The following is a 24,688-nucleotide window of genomic DNA, read 5'->3' as shown; positions in this document are numbered from 1 at the left end:
GAAAGCGGGCATGGTGCCCGCTTCCCCCTTCTCAGAATTTTATTTTCTAATTCCTAGCTTAGCGATCAGTTCCCGATAAACTTCTGGTTTAGTCCGTCGGAGATATTTCAAAAGTTTTCTTCTTCTTCCAATCATCTTCATGAGCCCTCTTCTGGAATGAAAATCCTTGGGATGAACTTTCAAATGTTCTGTTAGATGTTTAATTCTTGCTGTGAGAAGTGCGATTTGAACCTCAACAGATCCAGTGTCGTTTTCATGAATCTGAAATTCTTTGATGATCTCGCTCTTTCTTTCAGGATCAAGAGCCACCGTAAAACACCTCCACCCTTTAGTCTCCTCCAACCCAGGCTTATCCCAGGTTGGGGTCGAAGTTGATTATACCACAAAAATATACCCCGGCGCATGCCGGGAAAGTGGAGCGGGCGACGGGATTCGAACCCGCGACCCCCAGCTTGGGAAGCTGGTGCTCTACCAACTGAGCTACACCCGCTTGTTCAATTTGTATTTTATCATATGTTGAACCGTTGATTCAAGGGATTCATCACACAGTTGAGCTGTTAAGATTAGATTATAAGGAGGGGATATCATGGTGGATCTTCGTTCGGATACCGTCACAAAGCCTACACTGGAAATGAGAAAAGCGATGATGGAGGCGAAGGTTGGTGACGATGGGTACGGTGAGGATCCAACCGTGAACGAACTCGAAACTTTGGCTGCTGAAATTTTCGGCAAAGAGGCGGCTCTTTTCGTTCCAAGTGGCACCATGGGTAATTTGGTGAGTATCATGGCTCTTACTCAAAGAGGAGAGTCAGCGATTGTTGAAGCCAAAAGTCACATTTTCTTGTATGAAGTGGGATCTATCTCTGCTCTCTGCGGTGTGATGCCCTATCCTCTTTCAGGGATAAACGGTGTGCTGGATCCTGATATGGTGAAGAAGTCTATTGTGTTTTACGATATTCATCGTCCGCGAACTTCTTTGATAGCGATAGAGAATACACACAATTTCGCTGGGGGAAGGGTCATTCCTTTAGAAAATATGAAAGAGATCTACGAAATAGCAAAAGAACGTGTCCTCAATGTTCATTTGGACGGCGCGAGGATCTTTAATGCTTCTGTGGCTTCTGGGATATCAGTTAAGGAGTACGCCAAATATGCTGATTCTGTTATGTTCTGCTTGTCAAAAGGACTCTGTGCCCCAGTGGGCTCTGTGGTGGTAGGGAGTAAAGACTTCATTGAAAAAGCTAGAAAAATGAGGCAGATGGTTGGAGGTGGCATGAGACAAGCGGGAGTTCTAGCAGCAGCTGGTATAGTTGCCTTAACAAAGATGGTTGACAGGCTCAAGGAGGATCACGAGAACGCAAAATTTTTAGCGGGAAAACTAAGAAAGATTGGGTACATTGTTGATCCAGATCAAGTGGAAACAAACATAGTTCTTCTGAGAACTGATAACATAAGGGTCACGGCTCGAGAATTTCAGAGAATTATGAAGGATTTCGAAATTCTTGTGAGTGTGATCTCTGACACAACAGTGAGATTGGTTACACACAAAGATGTAACACGAAGGGACATCGAAGAATCCTTGAACGCGTTTGAAGAGGTGTTTAGAATGTACGGTTCTTGACAATTCCCAGAGGGGATGCTATATTATAAAAACGGAATTAGACGGTGCGGGGTGGAGCAGTCTGGTAGCTCGTTGGGCTCATAACCCAAAGGTCGTGGGTTCAAATCCCACCCCCGCTACCAGCTTGAAAGCCTTCGGGGTACCCCGAAGGCTTTTTTGTTTTAAGTATCACACGCTAATATCAAATCCATCACCTTCTCTCAAATTCGGGAGGTTGCTACAATTCACGCCAAAGCTGATCACGCTTATTCTCGATATCTCCTCTGAAGAAGTTTTGGTAAAACCACTAGACTCGTAAAGGAGCTTATAGTCATCGTTATCCACATGATCGCAACAAGATATGCATGAAAAGTGAAAGGAGACAGGAGAAGAGCGGAAAGACCAACAGCCAGACCATAAGCGTTTGTGAGCACAGGAATGGAGGCCATTCTCACCGTTTTCTCTATATTTTTGTAATACCTGTATAGTTCAACAACATGGATTGCGTAATCTATTCCCACTCCTATTACGATTCCCCCCATATTGGCTGTGATGAGATTGAGAGGGATTCCAGTGAGTCCCATGAAACCGAATAAAGAAACTAGAGAAATGCTTACAGGAACTATTGCTTTTGCAGATTGGATTAAGCTTTTCTGGAACAAAACGAGTAAGAGAAAGACCATACCGATTGCCAAAATTAGTGATTCAACCTGTTGTGGAACTATTGTGTCGTTCATTTCTTTTACTATAAACGGTATGCCGGTTACTTCAAGACCGTGTTTTTTTACGATATTTGAAACTTCTTCAAGGGTGTCTTTATCCAAATCGTTCAAAAAGATAAGTGCTCTTCCTTTGTTATCTGAGATGAAATTTTCGAGGTATTCTTCTGGAAGAAATCTCTTTATGATCAAAGCTCTTGCAAGTAATCTCGGATATCCTTTCTCCTTGAAAAGACGTTCGTTCAGTTTTTCTATAATGTCGTAAACAGAGAACATAGCGTAACCATGATCTCGAAGCTCTTCTCTGAGTGTTAACACCCTTTGCGCGAAGGATGGTTCGAAGATGTTTTGCGATTCGAATATTACGTAAACAGGTAACGCTCTTCCAAAGACTTCTTCTATCTTTTCGACATTTCTCCTGACTTCCGTGTAACTCTTGTAGAGTTTCAGGATGTTCAAATCAGCTCTCAGTAAAAACAGCCCGGGGATGAAGAGTAAGAGCACACCAATCGTCACAAGCCAAGCATGTTTTGATAATTTTTGAAAAATTGAAAAAACGAAATTTTGCTTCTCAGAAATTTTCACTTCTTCTATTCCCATTAGAATCAAAGGGAGCACGATCCAAGTAGAAATTCCGGCAAGTCCCACACCTGTTGCGGCTAGAACTCCCATCTGTTTCATCGATTGAGAGTTCAGTGTGAGGAAGGATAAGAAACCTGCCATCGTGGTTAAGGTGGTCAGAATCATAGCACGTCCCACACTTTCAAGTGTTTTTTCCAACGCATCGAGTGTTGTTTCTCCCTCTCTCTTCTTCTCTAGAAAGTGGGAAACAAAATGCAAACCATCGGCACTTCCCATTACAATAGTAAAGATGGGAACCAAAACGGTAATCACAGAAAGATCCTGCCCAAGCCATCCCATGATAGTTCCTAAGGTCCATAAAGCAGCGAGTCCTGCTGGTATCAAAGCGAATAAAGCGAATTTAAAACTCCCCATTTGAAGTCTGAAAACGCCTAAAAGTAAGAGAACTGCAAAGGGAGGGATAGAAAAAATCATGAAGAGGAGGTATCGAAAGATTCTTTCTTCCAAGTACTGGGTACCCGAAAGATAAAAAACGTATCCTCCCAACACTTTTTCGATCTTCTCCGTTGAAACGGTTTCTTTTGGTAAAACCACAAAAAGAGCATAAAAACCTTCCTTTGTTTTCTTAATATTCGAAAGATCCCCCATATTTTGAACATAATCTAGGAATTCTCGATACTGATCATCACTCAAATTCTTGGTCTCAACCAACTTGAAGCCCACTGGAAATTTCTCTGGAAGGGGCGGGATAACCACCTTTACTTCTTCGACGGAAGAGAGCAACTCTTTTATTTTGAAGATCTCTGAAATGCCGTTTTTGCTGAGGGGATCTATATCCATTTTCACCATAACTACTATTTGTTCACCGCTTCCGAAAGTTTTCATCATCTTTTCGTATAACATCTTCTGATGTGAGTTTTGAGGCATGAATATTGAAAAGTCTACCGAAAAATTGAGTCTGAAGAGTCCAATGAGTGATATTATATTGAGAAACAAAACCAAAATCAAAAGCTTTTTCCTATTCTTGGAAACAAAGATCACGTATTTTTTGAACACATCATCACCTCCTCGAACAGTCAATATTCTACTAGAAAGCGGGTGAGAGTGTGTGGAGCATGTTTGATCAATTTGTTAAGAAGTACGATGAATGGTTCTTAAAAAATAGATTAGTTTATCTCTCCGAACTCAGAGCAGTAAAGTCGATTTTACCGAAAGGAAGAGGTATCGAGATAGGTGTTGGAACGGGGAGATTTGCTGTGCCTCTTGGGATAAAGATCGGAGTGGAACCTTCCAAAAAAATGGCCGAGGTTGCGAGGAAAAGAGGCATATTTGTCTTGAAGGGTACAGCAGAGAAATTGCCGCTGAAAGATGAAAGTTTCGATTTTGCAATAATGGTGACAACTATTTGTTTTGTTGACAACCCAAGAAAGGCATTAGAAGAAGTGCACAGGGTTGTCAAAAGAGAAGGATATGTGATCGTTGGGATCGTGGACAGGGAAAGTTTTCTTGGAAAAGAGTACGAAGCAAACAAAGAAAAAAGTGTTTTCTACAGAAACGCTCGTTTTTTCTCCACTGAAAACCTCTTGGATCTATTGAGAACAACCGGCTTTGGAAATTTCAAAATAGTCCAAACTCTTTTCAAACACCCAACCGAAGTTCTTGTTGTTGAACCTGTCAAAGATGGATATGGCAAGGGAGCCTTTGTTGTGATCAGAGCAGAGAAAATTTAAAGTAACACGATCATAGCCAGAAACTCCAAATTTTTGTCTCCCGTGTTTTCTATAGAATGAGACTCTCCTGAATCTGTGAAGCACACATCTCCTGCCTTCACAGGTACATCTTTCCCGTTGTCATGAAAGACTCCCTCTCCAGAGAGGATGTAATATATTTCGAATTCTCCTTCGTGCTTGTGAAGTCCAACGGAAGAGTTGGGTGGGAGTTTCATAAGTGCAAAAAGACGCAATTTGTTTCTCATAGTTTCTTGCGAAAGAAGATGGGCCATTTCGACTTCACCTTTTCCTCCTCTCATGTTCAAAACCTTTTCGAAAGTGATCTTGGAAGATTTTACTACCATAGTAAGACACCTCCCTTGTTTTTCTTATATTACACATCAACTTGCAAACAGGATATAATAAAAGTATAATGTATAATTAAGAAATAGTTAACAAGATTCCGAATCTGTTCTAAAAAGGCAAGAAAAACCTGTCAAAGAAAGGACAAATCGGAGAATAACCAGATTATCTTTGGTTTTCGCAACCACACTATTTTATCAGCGACGTGGGATATATTTTCAACACCTGGAAAATTTTAAGATTTGAAAGGGGTGTGAAGTATGTGGGTAAGGTTTCTCATCTTTTCACTACTTCTAACTCTATCAACAGTTTTGTCGAGCCCACAACCTGTATTCATCGATTCTTTTGAAGGAGAAACCTATGGTAATGACAATGGAAACATCACCTTTGTTGAGGGGTACGAAGGTTTGGGTGTCTACTTTGAATCCGATGACAGTTTTGTAAGATACCCTGAGCGTGTTCTACCTGCTTCTGAGGGATCCATTGAGTTTTATTGGAAACCTCCCAACAATATATACGAGATATACTCCTACAGACACGAGAGTTGGAAAAATTATCGAAATTACACTCCTCCAAGCGGTTTATTCTTACTCGACAACATAGGTTGGAGAGCTGCACCTAGAGGTTCTTTCAACTTTTATTTGGTCCCTCTGGATTGGAAGAAACCAGATTCTCCTAATTCCAGTATAGTTTGGGAGATGTGGGATGGCAAAAAATGGCATAGCGCTTCCAAGGGCCTTTCAAACAGGCCAACTCTCTCTGCAAAAGTTGTTGGAAATAAGGTTCATTTAAGTTGGTCAGCGAAACACAGGTTATGGTTATGGGATCCGAACAAGTGGTACAAGTTCACTGTCACATGGGGACCAAAAGGTAACATTCTTTACGTTAACGGAGAAGAATGGGCAAGAGGTGAGTACAAAGGAGACATATGCACATCGAAGAGTTTCTCATTAGGGCAAGATCCAGGGTATTGGCCATACGGTCCACACAGCATGCTTGGAACTTACGATGAATTTAAAATTTACAACGTGCAAATTGTTCCGACGAAATTTGGAGAAAGCTCGGAACCTGCTGGATACGTGGTGTTCTACGGGACAGGTTCTAAAAGTTACACCGAATCGATTGAGGTTGGGGATGTCAATGAGTTCGATATCTCACTTCAACCGGGAACTTATTATTTTGCAGTGGCTGCTAAAACAGATAGTGGATTCGTGGGGCCTCTCTCTAATGAAGTTGTAGTTACGATTCCAAGTGAGGAAGCTGAAAGAAAGGTCATGGAATCTAAAGAAAGTGTCAAGATGTTTTTCGATGATTTTAGAGTGGATACGGGAATGTGGAGATATGTGGGAAGTGCTTACAGAGATACTACAGAAGATTACGTTGTTCTGGTTTCTGGTATAGGAGAAGTAGGAATCATTTGGTTCAAAAATCCTGTGAGATCTCCATTCACTGTCGAGTTCAAATGTAAAACAGCTGGAGGCTTTGCGGATGGCATGGTCTTTATGTTTTACAAAAAGACAGATTATGAACCTTATGAAGGTGGATACCTTGGATTCGAAAGAAAAGAGCGTGGATCTGTTCCAGGATACGGTATCGAGTTTGATGATTGGCAGAACATATGGGACAGCTCAATAGGTCATGTGGCACTTATAAAAGATAGTGTTGACAAACATTTGATGGTAGCAGGAGGTTCGATAAACGACGGTAAATGGCACAGGGTGAAGATATCGGTCGACAAGGAAGGTGTTCTAGTCTTCGTCGACGGAAAGAAGATATTGGAGTGGCATGGCGAGCTTGACACTACGTATGGAGGGTTAGGCTTTTCGGGTGCAACGGGTGCTCTTGGAAACACTTACATCATCGATGATGTGAGAATCGTTTTGAAAGAAAAGGAAACCTAGAGTATTTTAAAAGCTTCTCTGCAATTGAAATGAGATGTGGTATACCACACGATGAATAAGAAAGGGGGGATGTCCCCCTTTTCTTACTTTTTCAATCCAATTTCACGTATTCTTTGTTTCTTTCAAGAATCTCCTCCAGAAGATCTTTTGCGTCTTCCACATCCGGACCCAGAGGATGAGAAAGCAAGGCTTTCAGTGCAAGTTTTTTCGATCGCTTCATGTACGCTTCTATTGTGAGTCGTTCATACATTTTTACCGTGTGGACAAATGAGAGTGCGAAGAGATCTCCTTCTCTTTGAGAAATAGGATACACTCGACCTCCTCTCACGTAACAAGGGATCTCTAAAACGTAATCATTTGGAAGGTTAGATACAGCCCCATTGTTCCTTGTGTTGATTATGTGTATCTTCCCTTCGTCTGCTTCGAGATCTCTTATAAGATGGGCAGCCGCGGTTGAATACATACTTCCACCACGTTTTGAGAGTTCCTCAGGTATCCTATCAGCAGTTTTGTATATTTCAAGGAGTTCTTGTTCTATTTTCATCACTTCTCGAGATCTCAGCTCGTGCGATGTGATTTTTTTGAACATCTTCTTTTTCATCAAATAGTATCTCAAATACGGGTTAACAAGAAGCCTTACCGAGTCGTAAAACCATGCTGGGAAATCTTCTTCTGGGATATTGGACAACTTGATTTTCAAACTCTCAAGCACTTCCTCAGTGACATCTTTTCCTTTCACATACACCCTTTCCACGAAACTGAGATGGTTGAGACCATAGTATTTGAGCAAGACATCCTCCAAATCTGCCGAAAACATTTCCGCTATCTCTCGAATGAAATTTATAGGGACATTGCAGAGGCCGATGAAATTTTCATATCCGAGATAATTTTTGACAAATTCTGTGATATGACCAGATGGATTGGTGAAATTTATTACCGTTGCTTTTGACGTTTTAATTATAGTATCAATGTATTCCTCGATTATCGGGAAAGCTCTCAAGGCAGCAGAAAATCCACCCACTCCAGTTGTCTCTTGTCCGATAAGACCATACTTGAGAGGAATGCTTTCATCGTTCTCTCTTCCTTTCAATCCACCTGGTCTAAATTGAAAAATCACATATTTTGCGTCCATCACGGCTTCTTCGAAGGTGTCACTGATCAAAACCTTGAATCTATCACCGACCAATTTTTTTACAAACTCAACTACGATTTTTTGCTTCTCTTCATTGACATCGTAGAATATAACCTCATCGATTTGAATCTCTTTCGAAACGTCCAGAAGACCTTTTATGAGTTCAGGAGTGTAACTACTTCCTCCTCCTATTACCGCAATCTTCATTTTTCCACCTCCATAAGATAGTTTTCAATCAGTCTGTTGTAAAGATCTTCCGTTATCTTCACACCAGATCGTTCCATTGCAAAAAGCAAAGCACCGATCACCGGATCGTGTTTTGGGACAATGATTTTAAAATCTTTCCCGACGCAACTCTCTATCATCTTTATAAGAAGAGAAGGAGCGTTTTTGAAGAAACTTCCCTCCAAAATCAGCATCACCGGTGGTGAGAAATTCAGAACCTTCATGTGCGCGTCGACGATCTTTTTAACCTCTGTCACTATCTCGTTGAATATTCTGAGAGAGACCGTGTCCCCTTTTCCTGCACATTTGAAGAGGATTTGATTAACTTTTTTTACGATCTCTGTAGTATCACCACCTTCATAATCGTATCTCAAAAGATTCTCAACGAAACCAATTTCCTTTTCCACCTCTTCTACCAACATCGTCCAATCGTCTCTACCATCTTTTGCTCTCACAACTGCGGAAGTTACAAGTCCAGCTATGTAATGAGATCCAAGTCGTTCTCCTAGAGAAAATGAGAGTCCACCTATTCTGTTCACGTTCTTTCCATCGGAGGCATAAGATATACTTCCTGTTCCGCAGCTTACCATGATACCAACATCGTTGAAAGTGCCAGACCTCAAAGCGATCCTTCCATCGTTGTCAAAATCGAATTTTTTCAACCCCAGTTGTTCGAGAATATTCCTGACGATTTTCATTTCATGTTCGAAATCTGCCCCCGCATATCCAAAGAAAGCGAAGTCGATATCTTCAACACTTTTATTGGCTTTATTCAAGACTTCTTTCAAAGTCTCTCGGAGGTTCTTTAAAGCATTCTCCATACCAACAACTTGGTAATTTGCTCCTTTCCCTTTGTGAAGTGCGAGTATATTTCCATTTTCGTCACTGAGTACAGCAAGAGTCTTCGTTCCTCCCACATCACATCCGAGGAGTATCACTTTTTCACCCCCTGCAGAGGAAACACAGTTCTCCCGTTCATAGTCATTGAGGTACAATAGTTTCGGTAAGGCATTCTAGATCGATTGTATCATTTTGTTGAGATTGAGGTGAAAAGAGTGGATAAGTACTTGGATACTCTCGATTTTGTGAAAGTTGTAGAGTTAGTGAAGGGATATGCCTTTTCTGATCTTGGAAAAAGGCACCTAGACACGTTGAAACCAAAAGTAAATCCATGGGACGAATTAGAACTCGTGGAAGAACTTCTGAACTATCTTATAAGATTTGGGGAACCCCCTATAAAGGGATTGAACGATATCACATCGGAGATAGAAAAATTGGATGCAGGTTCTCTCCTCGAGCCGTGGGAACTTCTAAAGATCGCAAATTTTCTCGAAGGTTGTGAAATATTGAGGAACGATCTTGAAAGGAGAGAGTATCAAAAATTGAAGGAAGTCTTCGAACAACTCGTCCTTTTTGGAGAATTTGTAAAGGAAGTGAACAGGTGTATCGAAACGGATGGGGAGATTTCGGATAACGCGAGTCCCAGGCTGAAAGAAATTAGGAACGAAAAGAAACGGTTGTCGAATGAGATAAAAAGAAAGGCAGACAATTTTGTGAACACTCACTCACAAATCTTGCAAGAGCAGAGGTATGTTTACAGAGATGGTAGGTATTTGTTTCCTGTGAAAGCTTCTATGAAGGGTTCCGTGAAAGGTATTGTTCATCATCTCTCCTCTTCTGGGGCAACGGTTTTCATAGAACCAGAAGAATTTGTAGAGTTGAACAACAAGATGCGTCTTTTGGAAGAAGAGGAGAGATTAGAGATAAACAGAATCCTTCGTCGGTTGACGAACATGCTCCTTTCGAGGATGAAAGAGTTGAAAAAGAACGTCGAATTGATCTCTTGGTTCGATTCACTTTATGCGCGTGCAAAGTTTGCGAAAGAATTCAATGGTATTGTTGTGAAACCATCGTCGAGAATAAAACTGGTAAATGCAAGACATCCGCTGATACCCAAAGAAAAGGTGGTCCCAATAAACTTGGAACTTCCTCCAAACAAAAAGGGTGTCGTGATAACGGGACCGAACATGGGTGGGAAAACCGTCACCGTCAAAACCGTTGGTTTGTTCACTGCCATGATGATGAGTGGCTTTCCTCTGCCGTGTGATGAGGGAACGGAGTTGAAAATATTCTCCAAAATTATGGCAGATATTGGTGAAGAACAAAGCATTGAACAGAGTTTGAGTACTTTCTCATCTCACATGAAAAGGATCATTGATATCGTGAAAGATGCTGATAGTGATTCTCTTGTCATACTCGATGAATTAGGATCTGGAACAGATCCTGCGGAAGGAGCAGCTCTTGCAATAGCCATAATAGAAGAACTTTTGGAAAAAGGAGCCACCTTGTTCGTCACCACACATCTTACGCCTGTTAAAGTCTTTGCAATGAATCATTCCTTGCTTCTCAACGCCTCTATGGAGTTCGATCCAGAGACGCTCTCACCGACTTACAGAGTGCTTGTGGGGGTACCTGGAGGTTCTCATGCTTTTCAGATAGCGGAAAAACTTGGTCTCGATAAACGTGTGATAGAAAGAGCGGAGTCTAGACTTTCTCAAGAAGAGATGGAGCTCGAGGGACTAATAAGATCATTGCACGAAAAAATTTCGCTCCTCGAAGAAGAAAAAAGGAAATTTCAGAAGGAGCGTGAAGAGTTTCTGAAATTGAAGTTAAAGTATGAAGAGAACTACAAAAAGCTCAGAAGAATGAAAATAGAAGAATTCGACAGAGAATTGAAAGAACTCAACGAATATATCAGGAAGGTAAGGAAGGAACTAGATCAAGCGATACACGTGGCGAAGAAAGGTTCTATTGAGGAGATGAGAGAAACCGCAAAAACATTGGAGAGGGAGAAGAGGGATCTTGAGAGAAAAGTTGTGGAAGAGAAACCCGAAGAAGATATAGGTGTTGGGGATCATGTGAGGGTTGAAGGTGGAACATCTGTTGGAAGAGTGGTAGAAATAAAAGGAAACACAGCACTGGTAGATTTTGGATTTTTGAGGGTGAAAGTTCCTGCGGGGAAGCTAAGAAAAGCAGCGAAGAAAAGTGAAGAAGAGAAATCCGTTTCTCCTCAGAAACCTTCTTCCTTTAGAACAGAGATCGATATAAGAGGGATGACCGTGGAAGAAGCGGAACCTGTTGTGAAAAAGTTTATTGATGATTTGATCATGGCGGGTATCAAAAAAGGTTACATAATACATGGTAAGGGTACTGGTAGGCTTGCGACGGGAGTTTGGGATATTCTCAGAAAGGACAAGAGAGTGAAGTCTTTCAGATTCGGTATGCCTTCCGAGGGGGGAACGGGTGTCACAGTTGTGGAGGTGGAAACATGATCTTTGCTTTAGATGTTGGTACCCGTAAAATAGCGGGGTTGATAGTTGTTGAGGAAAATAAAATATTGAGAATAGTTGATTCGGAATTGATAGAGCACAGATCTCGTACTATGTTCGATGGTCAGGTTCACGATGTTATGGGTGTAGCAGAGATTGTCGATGAGGTGAAAAGAAAGCTTGAATCACGAAATGAAGTGGAACTCAAAGATGTGGCAGTTGCGTTGGCAGGAAGATTTTTGAAAACAAAAATCGGTGAAGCGGAGATGGATCTTTCAAAGGTTGGACACATCACAAAGGAAGATGTGATGAAATTGGAAATAGAAGCTGTTGGAAATGCCCAGAAAGATGTGGAGGAAGATTTCTTCTGTGTCGGTTATTCTGTTGTTGAATATAAGTTGGACGGAATGTGGTTGAAACGGTTGGAGGGACATAGAGGCGGGAAAGCTTACGTGAAAGTAGTTTCTGCATTTCTACCGGTTCACGTTGTAGATTCTCTGATGAGGGTTTTAGAAACAGTTGGTCTTGTTCCCGTACACGTAACGTTGGAGCCCATAGCAGCCATGGAATTGACAGTTCCGGAAGATTTGAGGTATCTGAACATTGCCCTTGTGGATGTTGGAGCGGGAACTAGTGACATCGCGATATCCAAAGATGGCACTGTTGTCGCTTATGGAATGATACCCATGGCCGGTGATGAAATAACGGAAGCTATTGGAAAGAACTTCCTCTTGGATTTCCAAACCGCGGAATTTGTGAAAAGAAGAGTTTTTTTCGATGGAAAAGTGAAGGTGAAGAATGTTCTTGACAGAGAGGTTGAGCTCGCAAGTGAGGAAGTAGCAAGTGTAATAGAGCCGGTCTTAGATCAAATCGCAACGGAAATATCTGATGTTGTAATAGAGCTCAACGGTGGTGTTCCATCCGTCGTTCTAGTTGTTGGCGGAGGAGCGAAGGTGCCGGGATTCGTGGAACACCTTGCAAAAAGGCTAAACCTACCAGCGGACAGGGTATCTCTTAAAAATGTTGAGAGCACTGGGATAGTGGAAGACCTCACGGGGAAGGTCAGAGGAAGCGAATACGTGACTCCTTTAGGAATAGCTTATAGTGCTTTTAGAAACAAGGGATCTGTTTTCTCTCAGGTTGTGGTGAACGGAATTCCTGTAAGGCTCATAGGAGCGGTAGGAAGATACTCTGTCATGCAAGTTCTCATACAAGCGGGGTATAAATTTTCTTCCCTCGTCGGTGGAGATGTCGTTCCAATTGTTGTGAACGGGAACACCATCCTTAGACCGAAACGAAAGATTTCCGTGAGAATTTTTGTGAACGGCGAGGAAGCCAACCTCTCTTCAAAAGTGAAACATGGTGACAGAATAGATGTACACGTGGAAGAAAAAACAACATCACTCTTTGTGAAAGACTTTGTTAAACCCGTGAAGGTAAAACTCCCGACCGGAGAGACGGAGGAGATTTTCCCGCAGATTTTGAAGAATGGTAGCTCTACTTCACCAGAGGAGTCCTTAAACGAAGAAGACGTGATCACGTTTCCAGAGAAAATAAAAGTAGAGGAAATAAAGAAGAAATTATCCTACGGCAAAATTGAACTTGTTATCAATGGAGAGAAAAAGAAGATCTCCATAGTAGAATTCGACCTTGTGAAAGACGGAAATCCCTTGAAAGATGATGACGAAATATCACTCGGCGACGAAATCGTTCTGGTTGAAAAAGGAGAAAAAACTTTAGAAGAAGCCTTGGAAATCCCGTGTATCGTTGTTACATTCAACGGTGTTCCAAAGAAGATTCCGATGAAAGCGATTCAAAAAATCGATGAGGCGAAAATTGAAGTGAAGGACTTCACTCCAATGGTAATAGACCTTCTTAAAGACATAAAGGTAGACGGTCTCAAAGATTATGAACTTCTCAAGAACGGTAAAAAAGCCATGTTCACAGATCCTTTGGAGGATGGAGATGTGGTGGAATTCAGAATAAAAAAGTGAGGGGGCCGGCCCCCTCAGATGATGGCCTTCTCCGTTTCTTTATCGAAGGCATGCATTCGTGTCATGTCGAACACGAGATCAATCTTTTGTTCTTCTTTCGCTTGGGTTCTCGGATTGACGGAAGCGGTTATAACATCGTCTCCAACTTTCACATGGAGGATCGTTTCGCTACCTAGTGGTTCTACAACATCGACGATACCTGTGACCGTGTTCTCCGGCGATGGCGCTATCGCGAAGAGTTTGTCGTAGATGTCTTCAGGTCTTATTCCAAAAATGATCTCCTTGTCGATGTAGTTTTCAAGCTTCTCTTCAAACTCTTTCGGTACTTTGACTTTGAAACCAGATGCCTGCAACCACAATCCTCCTTCTCCTCTCACAACTCTTGCATTGATGAAATTCATAGGAGGACTACCTATGAATCCCGCCACAAAGATGTTTGCAGGATTGTTGTATATCTCGTGGGGTGTTCCAATCTGTTGAATTTCTCCATCTTTCATAACGACTATCTTGTCAGCCATGGTCATAGCTTCCACTTGATCGTGTGTCACGTAGATGATCGTCGCTTGAAGTCTGTGATGAAGTTTTTTAAGTTCGCTTCTCATCTGAACCCTGAGCTTTGCATCGAGGTTGGAAAGAGGTTCGTCGAAAAGGAAAACCTTTGGGTTTCTCACGATCGCCCTTCCTACTGCTACCCTTTGCCTTTGACCACCGGAAAGTTGCCTTGGCTTCCTATCCAGGAGGTTTTCTATTCCTAGGATCTTAGCAGCTTCCCTAACTCTCCTGTCGATTTCATCTTTCGGGTATTTTCTCAGCTTCAAACCGAAAGCCATGTTTTCATAAACGGTCATATGGGGATACAGAGCGTAGTTCTGAAACACCATAGCGATGTCTCTGTCCTTTGGTTCAACGTCGTTAACCACTTTTCCATCGATATAAATCTTTCCTTCGGTGATTTCCTCGAGGCCTGCGATCATTCTGAGTGTGGTTGTCTTTCCACATCCAGATGGTCCAAGCAAAACAACGAATTCTTTGTCTTCAACAACAAGGTTGGCGTTTTTCACGGCGACGACTTTGTTATCGTAGATCTTAGTGACGTTTTCAAGCACAACCTGAGCCATCATCACACCTCCTGAGAACCGTTGAATTCAAAATACTTTTTGAGTTCCAAGTATTTCTCCACGTTACCGATGTCCAAGAGATAACTGTCCAGTATTTCTTCGAGAAATTCCATCAGTTTTCTGTATTTGTCGTATTCGATGATCACAACGGCTGGTACCCCATTTTTTGTCACGACTACATCTTTTTTCTTTGCTTCTTCGACTACCTGGGAAAATTTCGCTTTCGCCTCTGCCAGACTATAAAACAAAAGATCGTTCAGATTCATTCTCCCACTCCTTGACTAGAATTATAGTCAAGTTTACATAAAAGAGCAAACCCGATTTTCAGTAAAAAAACAGGGATATCCGAAGATATCCCTGTTTGTAGAAAAATATTATGGATTTTCTCAAAATTTCACGCTTATATAAAACTTGTTTGTGTTCACTACAAGCGTCACTTCCGTTTCTTTCTTGACACGAACCATAAATCCGTAAGAGAATTCATCCTTCGCCACCGAAGCAAGGAGTTTCAAATCGACATCCTTCGAAACGGAAAAGTTGAATCCCGCACCGCCTGCGAGTTTCCAATTCAAACCTCCCATTCCAAGGAAGACAACGTTGTCTGGATCGGAGATCCCGACAAGGAAAGTATCGTTCAAAGTCCTGTAAGAGAAGGTGGTACTACCCATGGAAAAATGTCCGCTCCAAAACATCACTATATTCTTCGACATATACGAGAAATTTTCAGTAGAAAGTTTGTATCCTCCAATCTTTGCAACGTACTTCTGATCGAGCAAAGCGTACCCTCCGAATCTTCCGATGAAAAATTCGTAGTGAAGAGTTCCTGGGAAAGGTACCAAATCTTTCTGATCAACAACGAACGAGAAATTCCAGCCGTTTCCGAAGGAAAGGCGAGTTTTCAGTGAGACTTCGGAGGTTTTCACTTTCAAAAAGCCTATTTTTTGGAAATTTGCGGCGGATCTTTCGAGCTCAACCCCAATGCCCCATCCGCCGTTGAAGGCTTCTAGAAAGAGAGTTTCACCGAATTTTACCCGGTATCCATCTGATGTCCATACGAAGGAATGAGAAAAGACAAGTCCCCCCACTATCAAAAGGAGGGGAAGAAAAAGCTTCCTCATATTTTCACTCCTCTTCAAGGAGTTTTTTCACGATCCTGTTTGTGATTTCTGGATTTGCCTTTCCCTTCGTTTCTCGCATAACGAATCCCACGAAGAATCCCATAGCTTTTTTCTTGCCAGCTTTGTAGTCCTGAACTGCTTTCGGATTCTGCTCGATCGCTCTTTTAGCGAGTTCTTCTATGAGTTTTTCATCGTTTATTTGGACGAATCCTTTTTCTTCTACTATCTGTGATGGCATTTTCCCCGTTTCAAAAACTTCTGGGAATATCTCTTTTGCTATCTTTATGGAAATCTTCCCTTCATCCATCAGTTTGAAGAGATCTGCGAAATGTTCTGGTTTGAGCTTTGATTCTGTGATTTCTATGTTTCTCTCATTCAGCTCTCTGAGAACTTCTGTCATGATCCAGTTGCTGAGCTCCTTTGCCTTTTTAACTACTTTCACACATTTTTCGAAGAATTCAGCGAGTTCTTTGCTAGCGGTGAGAACCTTCGCGTCGTACTCCGGCAAACCGTATTCTCTCATGAAGCGTTCTGCCTTTTCGTCTGGAAGTTCAGGAAGTTCTTGTTTCACTCTTTCAAGATACTCATCACTCAAAACAACGGGTGGTATGTCAGGTTCTGGAAAGTATCTGTAATCGCTTTCTTCTTCTTTTCCACGCATGGAAACAGTGGTCTTGGTAGATTCAACCCATCCTCTTGTTTCTCTCTCCACGTCTTCGCCTTTTTCCATTGCTTTTACAATTCGTTCGAATTCGTATTCTAGTGCTTTTTCTACGAATCTGAAAGAGTTCATGTTCTTAACTTCCACTCTGTTGCTTTGTTTTCCCGTCTCTGTGTCCACGACGGAGATGTTCGCGTCACATCGAAGAGCTCCCTTTTCCATGTCTCCTGTACTCACACCAAGATACCTCACGATCGTTCTCAACTTTTCCATGAAGATTCTCGCTTCCCTTGGTGAAGAGATATCTGGTTCTGTAACGATTTCTATGAGAGGCACACCACATCTGTTCATATCGACGAGCGAGTAACTTGCACGTGTTATGGAATCTCCTTCGTGCAGGAGTTTTCCTGCATCCTCCTCTATGTGGAGTCTTCTAATTCTAACCTTCTTTTTTCCTTCGTCTCCATCGATCTCGAGATACCCTTCGGTTGCGATTGGGTAGAAATATTGACTTATCTGATATCCCTTAGGAAGGTCTGGATAAAAGTAATTTTTTCTGTCAAAGCGAGAATATTTGTGAATTTTACAGTTCAAAGCAAGGGCAGTTTTCACTGCGAATCTAACCATTTCTTCATTCGGAACAGGAAGAGCACCGGGCTGTCCAGTGCAGACGGGACAAATGGCGGTGTTTGGTGGCAAGTCGAAAACGTCTGCAGAACAAGAACAGAAGGCCTTTGTTTTTGTCGAAAGTTGGACGTGGATTTCGAGTCCTATCACGGGTTTGTATCTCATGCTTTCACCTCCGGTAACGGAAATCTACCGTTCTCGTTGTATGGAGAGTTCTTTTCTATGGCTCTTGCTATTCTGAAAACCTTGCCGTCTGCAAACCGCTTTCCTATCACTTGAACTCCAACGGGCAGATTGTTGGAAAATCCGAAGGGTACACTGATCGCAGGAAGTCCTGCAAGATTCGCTGGTATCGTGAAGATATCCATCAAATAGTAAGTCAGAGGGTCTTTAATCTCACCGATTTTGAACGCGGTAACGGGAGAAGTGGGAGTGAGAATGGCGTCGTATCGTGAAAGAACATCGTTGAGTTCATCGGAAATTTTTTTTCTCACTTTCATAGCTTTGTTGAAGTAAGCTTCATAATATGCTGCGCTGAGTGTGAAAGTACCGATCATGATCCTTCTTTTCACTTCTTCACCGAATCCTACATTTCTCGTCTTCATGTACATTTCTTTAAGTCCCTTTTCTTTCACCCTGAGACCGTATTTCACGCCATCAAAGCGTGCGAGGTTGGAACTCGCTTCAGCTGGAGCAATAACGTAATAAGTGGCGACCGAGTATTTTATGTGAGGAATACTCACTCTTTCCACTTTCGCACCGAGATTTTCCAAAAGTTTCAGCGCTTCCTCGAAGGAAACTGCAACTCCTTCTTCGATGTCGTGCTCGAAGATCTCTTCAGGAACTGCAAATTTCATTCCTGCAACCCCTTCCTCGATTTCGGAAAGGAAATCCACTTTTCTGTCCACTGTGGTGGCATCGTTTTCGTCTTTTCCTGAGATTATTTCCATGAGGATGGCAGCGTCTCTCACCGTTTTGGTTATGGGACCAATCTGATCGAGAGAACTCGCGAACGCCACAAGACCGTATCTTGAAACGAGACCGTAAGTGGGTTTATATCCTACGACACCACACAACGAAGCAGGTTGTCTTACCGATCCTCCCGTGTCACTTCCAAGAGCGGCAACGACCATCCCTGCAGCAACCGCAGCGGCGGATCCTCCACTACTACCACCGGGGACTCTCTCAAGATCCCAAGGGTTCCTCGTTGGAAAGAAAGCGGATCTTTCCGTGCTAGATCCCATTGCAAATTCGTCGAGATTCGTCTTTCCTACAATGACAAAACCATGTTTTTTGAGCTTCTTCACAACGGTGGCATCGAAAACGGATTCGTAGTTCTCTAGGATTTTGGACGCACACGTCGTTTTCATCCCGAGGGTGAGAATGTTGTCTTTAATAGCAACAGGAACTCCCCAATACTCTCCGTTCTTCTCTACTTGAACTTCTTCCTTCCACGAGATGAACGCTTTCACGTGTGAGTCGAGCTCTTTGATTGTCTTCAAAGAAAGCCTTGGAAGCTTTTCTCTCTCCTTTTCTGAAAGTTTCAAACACTCCTCTATTGTTAGATTCCTGAAGTCCAAATTGATCACCTCCTCGGGAAGATTATAACAAAGATGATGTTATAATTGTCTACTAAGGAATGTCATGAAATTGTCGATAACAAAAATGAAGAGTTTTCTAGGTGTTTAATAAAACTTTTTATGTGATTTTGTAACTTGACATTCTACAAAAAGCTGTTATATAATCAACTAGAAGTAAATCAAATATTTAACAGATTTTAATCCCGGGAGGTGTATTTTATGAAAAAGAGAGCGGGTTTCACGTTGATTGAACTTTTGATCGTCATGGCTATCATTGCTGCTTTGATGGCGGTCCTCATTCCAACTGCAGCGGGTGCCATGAGGAAAGCAAGGGCAACGAGAATAGCGGTTCAACTGAGAAATTTGGAGCAGGGAATCGAGCAGTATTTGATGGCGACGTTGCCGCCCGCTACTGAGATTAATTTTGTAAGCGATTCTTCAAAATTGACTGATGGTGGATTTGTTGATGCCCAAATACTAAGCGATACAAATTTAAGAACGGCCGAAGCAATACCTGATACAGCCAACAACCAAATAGTGATAGCTGTAGAATACGATACGGGGAATGGCACCCTGGCTGATCTTGTTAAGGGAACGCTTGTTCAAACATATGGAGATGGTGGGAATACTTATCCACCCGCTTTTGATGCTAGCACTAGTGAAGGTGTTTATGTTGACGGTAATGGAAAAGTTGCGGTTGTAAAAAAAATAGAAGCCTTCTGGTGGTAATCTTCATGGCAAAAGAAGAAAAAGCCCCCGCCTGGGGGCTTTATATTTTTCTGAGTGCTTGCTCTAAATCTTCCACAAGTTTTGAAGGATCTCCAAGACCAACATGGATCCTAATGAGATTTACATCTTCTTTTGGACAATCGCCGTAAGCTGCTCTTGGAACCACCAGATTTTCGTAACTACCCCAACTCACAGCGAGTTTGAATACTTTCAAACTTTCCACAAACTCTTTCACCTTTCCCACACTGTTTGTTTTCAATCTGAAACTCATCAGTCCAGATCCTCCACTCATTTGTGAAGAAGCAAGTTCGTATTCTTGTGACTTTGGATTCATTGGATAATTCACCTCGAGAACTTTAGGGTGTTCAAACAGGAAGTCAGATACGACGAGTGCATTTTCATAGTGTCTTTTCATACGAATTTCGAGCGTTCTCAATCCTCTCAAGATGAGCCACGACTCTATCGGCGAAAGGACCGAACCTATACTTTTGAACTCGTCTTGAAATATCCCGTTCATGTCTTCTTTGCTTCCTGCTATCGCTCCCGCCATTACATCACCGTGGCCGGAAATGTACTTCGTTGCGGAATGTACCACTATATCTACACCAAGTTCTTTTGGATTTTGAAAAATAGGAGATGCCCACGTGTTGTCGATGATGGTTTTTATTCCTTGCTCCTTTGCAACTTTTGTTATTTTTCTTATATCCAATACCTTCATCCTCATGCTCGTGGGACTTTCGAGGTAGATCAGTTTCGTCTTTCTCGTTAGAGCTCTCAGTACTTCATCGGCGTTGGGAGGCACAAATGTAACCTCGACATCAAATTTTTTCGAAAGGTATCTGAAAAATCTTTTGGCCCATGAATACGCCTCGTTCACACACACCACATGATCTTCTCTCTTCAAAAAATGAAGGATGGAAAGCGTAATAGCACTCATACCGGAAGAGACGAGACGGGCATCTTCGCACTTTTCAAGCGCTGCAAGTTTCTTTTCAACCAGTCTTGTAGTGGGGTTACTCCCCCTGTTGTAAACGTACTCGTAGTCTCCACTTCTTAACGCTTTGGACATCTCATCAAAACTGTCGAAATAGAAATTCGTCGTCTCAAAGATGGGAAAAGACAGTGCTTTGAAAGGAATATCCCCTTCACCGTGAGAGAACAAGATGTCATCTGTGTTCATGAGTGAGCCTCCTGTTGTGTTTGTGTACCGAATCATATTTTAACCTATGTTCATACAGTTTCAAAGACTTTTTTTCTACTGCCCCAATCTCTTCCAGGTTTTCTTCCCAGATGCTCGATCATTTTCATCACACAGGGTATGCAAGCGGTATCTTTTTCAAAAACGCAAATTTTCCCTGGATAAAGCTGATAGAGATGCCTGTAAGGAGAAGGAGTCCAGTTTGGCATGATTACGTTTGCTCCACATTTGAGAGTGATCTCTCTTCCACCGGGTACGATCGTTCCCATGGCTGTAGTTGCAGGGATGTTCGAGTCCGGTATGAGAATTCGTGTGAGTGCGACCATCTTCAGTGTGAGTACGAAATCTCCCTTTTTCTCGTTGGCAAGGGGAGTGTCTGGATGTGGTATGAAGGGACCTATTCCCACCATATCGAAATCGTGTTCTTTGAGAAAGAGCAGATCATCGACGAGATCTTCTATCGTTTGTCCCGGCAATCCCACCATGGATCCCGCACCTGTTTCGTAGCCGAGTTCTTTGAGGGTTAAAAGACACTTCACTCTGTTTTCAAACGAGGTGTCCGGCCGGAGTTTTTTATGAAGCATCGGATTCGCCGTTTCGTGCCTGAGAAGGTATCTATCTGCTCCCGCCTCTTTCCACTTTTCGTAGAACTCTCTCGGCCATTCTCCAAGACTCAGAGTTACAGCCACACCCATTTTTTTTATTTCTTTCACAATCTCTACTATTGCATCAGGCATGTAGTAAGGATCTTCACCGGATTGAAGCACGATCGTCTTGGCACCGAATTGAGCGGCGAGTTTCGCCCTTTCAATAATTTCCTCAGGGGTCATTCGATACCTTTTCAAATTTTTGTTATCTCTTCGAAGGCCACAATAGAGACAATTCTTCCGGCACACGTTCGAGAATTCTATTATGGCTCTCACGTGCACTTCGTCACCCACGTATTTTTTTCTCATCTGATCAGCCAATTTGAATAGTTCATCGTTGAACACTTTGTCGTTTATGGAAAGAGCTTGTTTTAAAACGTCGCGAGTGAATTCTCTTTTTTCTAGTTTCTCAATGATGTCCTTCATGCAATCCCTCCAGTAATCTCTTCAGAATAGGAAGCACTTCTCCTTTTTTCTCTTCTGGAAAATCCTCAGCGAAGACGCCAAATTTTCCATTTTCCAGTAGGAGCACCGCGGGGAGGAATTTTTCTCTCCCCGCTTTCAAATCTTTATAGAAAGACCACCTCTTTCCGATTTTTTCCGAAATCCAGATTTTGCAGTCGTACTTTTCAGCTATCTCTTCGAGTATTTTTTTAAAATCTAACATCTCTCTCACCGAGTTTTATTCTTTTGAGGCCTTCTCTCACTTTTTCTCTGATCTTTGGATTCATCTTCTGGAGTTCCTTTTCAATAACTTTTTCACCCACTTTTCTTGTTTCTGTGGTTGCATAATCGCAGAGATACTCCTGAAGTGTGAAAAGGGCGTTGGGAGTACAGAAGTTTTTGACGAAACCAGGTATGGCAAACTCCATGAAATGCTCACCCGTCCTTCCCGCTCTGTAACACGCTGTACAGAAGGAAGGAACGAATCCTTCTTTCAAGAGACTTCTTATTACTTGATCCAGTGGCCTTGGATCTTCCAAAGTGAATTGTCTTTTTCTGTCTTCGTCGTCTTCTCTATGGGAATACGCTCCTATTCCTATCCTTGAACCCGCATCTATCTGCGAGACTCCAAGCTTTATAACCTCATCTCTAAGTTTTGCAGGCTCTCTCGCAGTGAGGATCATTCCCGTATAAGGTACAGAGAGCCTGATGATAGCAACTAGTTTTTTGAAATCCTCATCGTTTACGGCATGTTCAGGTTTTTGTGAGTACGGGGTGTTTATAGCGGGTTTTATCCTCGGGAAGGAGATGGTATGTGGTCCAACTCCAAATCTTTCTTCAAGGTGTATTGTGTGGTAGAGAAGACCCATAACTTCGAATTTCCAGTTGTAGAGACCGAAAAGGGCTCCAATTCCCACGTCGTCTATGCCAGCCATCATCGCTCGATCTAATCCGTACAACCTCCAGTTGTAATTCGATTTCGGTCCCCGTGGATGAAGTTTCAAGTATGTTTTTTTGTGATACGTCTCTTGAAAGATTTGGAAGGTACCAATTCCAACGGATTTTATTATCTTGTAACCTTCAACAGTTTGAGGAGCGGCGTTAACGTTCACTCTTCTTATCTCTCCTTTTCCAAACTTCGTGTTGTACACAATGTCGATAGTCTTTGCGATGAATTCCGGGGAGTATTTCGGATGTTCTCCATAAACCACGATCAATCTCTTGTGCCCATGTGAGACAAGAGCTTTGACTTCTTCTCTCAATTGATCATCGTTCAGCGTTTTTCTTTCAACCAGGGTGTTCGAACTTCTGAAACCACAGTACACACAATCGTTAACACAATCGTTCCCTATGTACAGAGGAGCGAACAGCACTATCCTGTTACCGTAGATCCTTTCCTTCAGGGTACGTGCCGCTTCGAAGATCTCCTCTAGAAGTTTCGGGTCTTCCACGTTCAAGAGAGTGGCTGTTTCTTCTGGTTCGAGCCTGTTTTTGTCCAATGATTTCTTTATGATCTCTCTTACCTTGACAGGATCGGGATTTTTTGTTTTTTCCAGGAGTTCGAAGATCTTCTCTTCGGGAATGAAAGACTTGCTTTCCACACGTTCCCTTACAAATACATACATGCTTATCACCTCTTCAGAGTGACTGTTTTCACCCGAACACCGGAAATCTGTCCAAGTTTTCCAGAGAGGGCACCGATCGTATCGTTATCTGTTTTCAGAACGAGGAAAATAATCGCCACATTTTCTTCTTTGACGGGATAACCTACTCTGAGTAGAATGTCTTCAGAAAAATTGTGAAGAAGTTCGTTTACTTGGCGATAGGCTCTTTCTCTATCTTCCACGACGATGGTGAGTATATAAAATCTTTTTTCCAAAATGAAAACCCCCTCTCCACGTACCGGGAGAGGGGTATACTTCTATCCATTCCCCTCCCCCGGTGTCAGGATTTCTCCCTCCACCTCAGGAGGTTTGTGATTTTTATCACTTTCTGATGAAATTATATCACACAGTGACCCATTGTTTCAACAGTAATTTCTCTTCGAATGTAATTCAACTTAACATTTCTTAACAAAGGAAAAGAAGACACCTAAAAAAAATCTGGAGAGTAATAAACGATGAAAATCAACCATAGGAGGTGTTCCTTGTGAAAAGATTCCTCGTGTTTGTCCTGATAGTTTTTTCCATTTTTGTAAGTGCAGAAAGGCTTGTTATCAAAGGTTCAAACACAGTTTTTCCCATCGCTCAATTGTGGATCGAAGAGTTTAAAAAGTTTCATCCTGATCTCCAAGTAACTCTGGAAGGAGCGGGATCTTCCACCGGTATCGCCGCTTTGTTCAACGGAACGACGGACATAGCAAATGCTAGTAGGTGGCTCAAAGCGGAAGAGATCGAAAGGATGCACAGAGAGGGAAGGTACTTCATACCGTTCTTGGTCGGTTTCGATGGGATAGCCGTGATCGTCAACAAGAACCTTGAAATTGAGGACATATCCATTGAGACTTTGAAGAAGATATACACTGGAGAAATAAGGTATTGGTCCCAAGTGAATCCGAATCTTCCTAAAAAGAGGATAGTTGTTTACTCAAGAAATACCGCTTCCGGAACTTACGAGACTTTTGAAAACAAAGTTCTCGGCGGCGCAAGAATGGCTCCAGACATCAGAATGGTGGAAAGTACTCAACTTGAAATAGAAAATGTGGCAAAAAATCCGTATGCGATCGCCTACGTTGGCGTAGGTTACGTTACAGAAGGTGTAAAGGTGTTGAAAATCAACGGAGTTTATCCAACGAAAGAGAACGTATTGAAAGGAAAATATCCTCTCGCAAGACCGCTGTTCATGTTCGTCGATGCAACGAAAGGTTTCCCGGAAATGGGAAGTCTCGTGTTTGAGTATATAATGTTCGCCTTCTCTAAAAAAGGGCAGGAACTAGTAGAGAAAGCAGGTTATATAGCAGCCTACGGTCAATGAGGAGGGATCTGATCTGGGAAGGAAAGTGGCGAATTTCCT

Annotated in this window: 22 protein-coding genes and 2 tRNA genes; 8 read left to right on the top strand and 16 right to left on the bottom strand. The window is 42.3% G+C overall.

Going from position 1 to position 24,688, the window contains the following annotated elements; all coding sequences use genetic code 11:
* Positions 1 to 39: 39 nt before the first annotated feature.
* Positions 40 to 309, bottom strand: coding sequence for a 30S ribosomal protein S15 (gene rpsO / locus AS005_RS01545; RefSeq protein WP_101509932.1), 270 nt, complete (start codon positions 307 to 309; stop codon positions 40 to 42).
* 105 nt (positions 310 to 414) lie between these two features.
* Positions 415 to 490 (bottom strand) — tRNA-Gly (locus AS005_RS01540).
* A gap of 96 nt (positions 491 to 586) precedes the next feature.
* On the opposite strand from AS005_RS01540, the gene ltaE reads away from it, so the two are divergent.
* Together ltaE and AS005_RS01530 are read left to right on the top strand one after the other, a co-directional pair.
* On the top strand, positions 587 to 1,621 hold the full coding sequence (ltaE, locus tag AS005_RS01535) for a low-specificity L-threonine aldolase (protein WP_101509931.1): 1,035 nt from the start codon (positions 587 to 589) through the stop codon (positions 1,619 to 1,621).
* A 45-nt stretch (positions 1,622 to 1,666) separates the two neighbouring features.
* A tRNA-Met gene (locus AS005_RS01530) sits at positions 1,667 to 1,743 on the top strand.
* Between the two features lie 123 nt (positions 1,744 to 1,866).
* On the opposite strand, the gene AS005_RS01525 is transcribed toward AS005_RS01530, so the two are convergent.
* A complete protein-coding gene (locus AS005_RS01525) occupies positions 1,867 to 3,957 on the bottom strand; it encodes an RND family transporter (protein WP_101509930.1) in 2,091 nt (696 codons plus the stop codon).
* 59 nt (positions 3,958 to 4,016) lie between these two features.
* Here AS005_RS01525 and AS005_RS01520 point away from each other — a divergent pair, with 59 nt between their 5' ends.
* Complete coding sequence (locus AS005_RS01520; protein ID WP_233186195.1) at positions 4,017 to 4,631, top strand: class I SAM-dependent methyltransferase; 615 nt, start codon at positions 4,017 to 4,019, stop codon at positions 4,629 to 4,631.
* On the opposite strand, the gene AS005_RS01515 is transcribed toward AS005_RS01520, so the two are convergent.
* The gene (locus AS005_RS01515; RefSeq protein WP_101509928.1) at positions 4,628 to 4,975 is read right to left on the bottom strand and encodes a cupin domain-containing protein; all 348 of its coding nucleotides are present in this window, start codon (positions 4,973 to 4,975) and stop codon (positions 4,628 to 4,630) included. The two genes, AS005_RS01520 and AS005_RS01515, sit on opposite strands and share 4 nt — an antisense overlap.
* A gap of 258 nt (positions 4,976 to 5,233) precedes the next feature.
* On the opposite strand from AS005_RS01515, the gene AS005_RS01510 reads away from it, so the two are divergent.
* Entirely contained in the window at positions 5,234 to 6,874 is a 1,641-nt protein-coding gene (locus AS005_RS01510) for a LamG-like jellyroll fold domain-containing protein (protein ID WP_101509927.1), read from the top strand.
* 91 nt (positions 6,875 to 6,965) lie between these two features.
* Here the strand turns inward: AS005_RS01510 and AS005_RS01505 are convergent, their stop codons facing one another.
* Positions 6,966 to 8,213: a 6-phospho-beta-glucosidase gene (locus AS005_RS01505; RefSeq protein ID WP_101509926.1), complete on the bottom strand. Its 1,248-nt coding sequence runs from the start codon at positions 8,211 to 8,213 to the stop codon at positions 6,966 to 6,968.
* Positions 8,210 to 9,169, bottom strand: a complete 960-nt coding sequence (locus AS005_RS01500; protein WP_101509925.1) for an N-acetylglucosamine kinase — start codon at positions 9,167 to 9,169, stop codon at positions 8,210 to 8,212. The genes AS005_RS01505 and AS005_RS01500 overlap by 4 nt, the downstream gene beginning before the upstream one ends.
* Positions 9,170 to 9,286: 117 nt before the next feature.
* Between AS005_RS01500 and mutS2 the strand changes: the two genes are divergently transcribed.
* The gene (gene mutS2, locus AS005_RS01495; protein ID WP_101510417.1) at positions 9,287 to 11,563 is read left to right on the top strand and encodes an endonuclease MutS2; all 2,277 of its coding nucleotides are present in this window, start codon (positions 9,287 to 9,289) and stop codon (positions 11,561 to 11,563) included.
* Positions 11,560 to 13,554 (top strand): cell division protein FtsA, encoded by a 1,995-nt coding sequence (locus AS005_RS01490; protein WP_101509924.1) that lies wholly within the window; start codon positions 11,560 to 11,562, stop codon positions 13,552 to 13,554. Before mutS2 ends, AS005_RS01490 begins: the two co-directional genes overlap by 4 nt.
* A 14-nt stretch (positions 13,555 to 13,568) precedes the next feature.
* Here the strand turns inward: AS005_RS01490 and AS005_RS01485 are convergent, their stop codons facing one another.
* From AS005_RS01485 to gatA, 5 genes are all read right to left on the bottom strand, one after another.
* A complete protein-coding gene (locus AS005_RS01485; RefSeq protein WP_199203800.1) occupies positions 13,569 to 14,672 on the bottom strand; it encodes an ABC transporter ATP-binding protein in 1,104 nt (367 codons plus the stop codon).
* Positions 14,673 to 14,674: 2 nt separating this feature from the next.
* Positions 14,675 to 14,938: a type II toxin-antitoxin system Phd/YefM family antitoxin gene (locus AS005_RS01480; protein WP_101509922.1), complete on the bottom strand. Its 264-nt coding sequence runs from the start codon at positions 14,936 to 14,938 to the stop codon at positions 14,675 to 14,677.
* Positions 14,939 to 15,058: 120 nt separating this feature from the next.
* A complete protein-coding gene (locus AS005_RS01475; protein ID WP_101509921.1) occupies positions 15,059 to 15,790 on the bottom strand; it encodes a hypothetical protein in 732 nt (243 codons plus the stop codon).
* 4 nt (positions 15,791 to 15,794) lie between these two features.
* Positions 15,795 to 17,243, bottom strand: coding sequence for an Asp-tRNA(Asn)/Glu-tRNA(Gln) amidotransferase subunit GatB (gene gatB, locus AS005_RS01470; RefSeq protein WP_101509920.1), 1,449 nt, complete (start codon positions 17,241 to 17,243; stop codon positions 15,795 to 15,797).
* Positions 17,240 to 18,658, bottom strand: coding sequence for an Asp-tRNA(Asn)/Glu-tRNA(Gln) amidotransferase subunit GatA (gatA, locus tag AS005_RS01465; RefSeq protein ID WP_199203799.1), 1,419 nt, complete (start codon positions 18,656 to 18,658; stop codon positions 17,240 to 17,242). Before gatA ends, gatB begins: the two co-directional genes overlap by 4 nt.
* A 219-nt stretch (positions 18,659 to 18,877) precedes the next feature.
* Between gatA and AS005_RS01460 the strand changes: the two genes are divergently transcribed.
* Positions 18,878 to 19,387, top strand: coding sequence for a prepilin-type N-terminal cleavage/methylation domain-containing protein (locus tag AS005_RS01460; protein WP_101509918.1), 510 nt, complete (start codon positions 18,878 to 18,880; stop codon positions 19,385 to 19,387).
* A 40-nt stretch (positions 19,388 to 19,427) separates the two neighbouring features.
* On the opposite strand, the gene AS005_RS01455 is transcribed toward AS005_RS01460, so the two are convergent.
* The 5 genes from AS005_RS01455 to AS005_RS01435 are packed head-to-tail and all read right to left on the bottom strand — an operon-like array spanning position 19,428 to position 23,555.
* A complete protein-coding gene (locus AS005_RS01455) occupies positions 19,428 to 20,567 on the bottom strand; it encodes an aminotransferase class I/II-fold pyridoxal phosphate-dependent enzyme (protein WP_101509917.1) in 1,140 nt (379 codons plus the stop codon).
* A 50-nt stretch (positions 20,568 to 20,617) separates the two neighbouring features.
* Positions 20,618 to 21,658 (bottom strand): [FeFe] hydrogenase H-cluster radical SAM maturase HydE, encoded by a 1,041-nt coding sequence (gene hydE / locus AS005_RS01450; protein ID WP_101509916.1) that lies wholly within the window; start codon positions 21,656 to 21,658, stop codon positions 20,618 to 20,620.
* Entirely contained in the window at positions 21,642 to 21,899 is a 258-nt protein-coding gene (locus AS005_RS01445) for a hypothetical protein (RefSeq protein WP_101509915.1), read from the bottom strand. Before AS005_RS01445 ends, hydE begins: the two co-directional genes overlap by 17 nt.
* On the bottom strand, positions 21,886 to 23,301 hold the full coding sequence (gene hydG / locus AS005_RS01440) for a [FeFe] hydrogenase H-cluster radical SAM maturase HydG (RefSeq protein ID WP_199203798.1): 1,416 nt from the start codon (positions 23,299 to 23,301) through the stop codon (positions 21,886 to 21,888). The genes AS005_RS01445 and hydG overlap by 14 nt, the downstream gene beginning before the upstream one ends.
* A 5-nt stretch (positions 23,302 to 23,306) precedes the next feature.
* A complete protein-coding gene (locus AS005_RS01435) occupies positions 23,307 to 23,555 on the bottom strand; it encodes a TM1266 family iron-only hydrogenase system putative regulator (RefSeq protein ID WP_101509914.1) in 249 nt (82 codons plus the stop codon).
* A 269-nt stretch (positions 23,556 to 23,824) separates the two neighbouring features.
* Here AS005_RS01435 and AS005_RS01430 point away from each other — a divergent pair, with 269 nt between their 5' ends.
* Positions 23,825 to 24,649 carry a phosphate ABC transporter substrate-binding protein PstS gene (locus tag AS005_RS01430; protein ID WP_101509913.1) on the top strand — a complete coding sequence of 275 codons (825 nt, stop codon included), beginning with the start codon at positions 23,825 to 23,827 and terminating at the stop codon, positions 24,647 to 24,649.
* Positions 24,650 to 24,688 lie beyond the last annotated feature (39 nt).

This window comes from Thermotoga sp. KOL6 (assembly GCF_002866025.1).
GTDB lineage: Bacteria > Thermotogota > Thermotogae > Thermotogales > Thermotogaceae > Thermotoga.
This window is presented reverse-complemented; position numbering and strand designations above follow the sequence as displayed.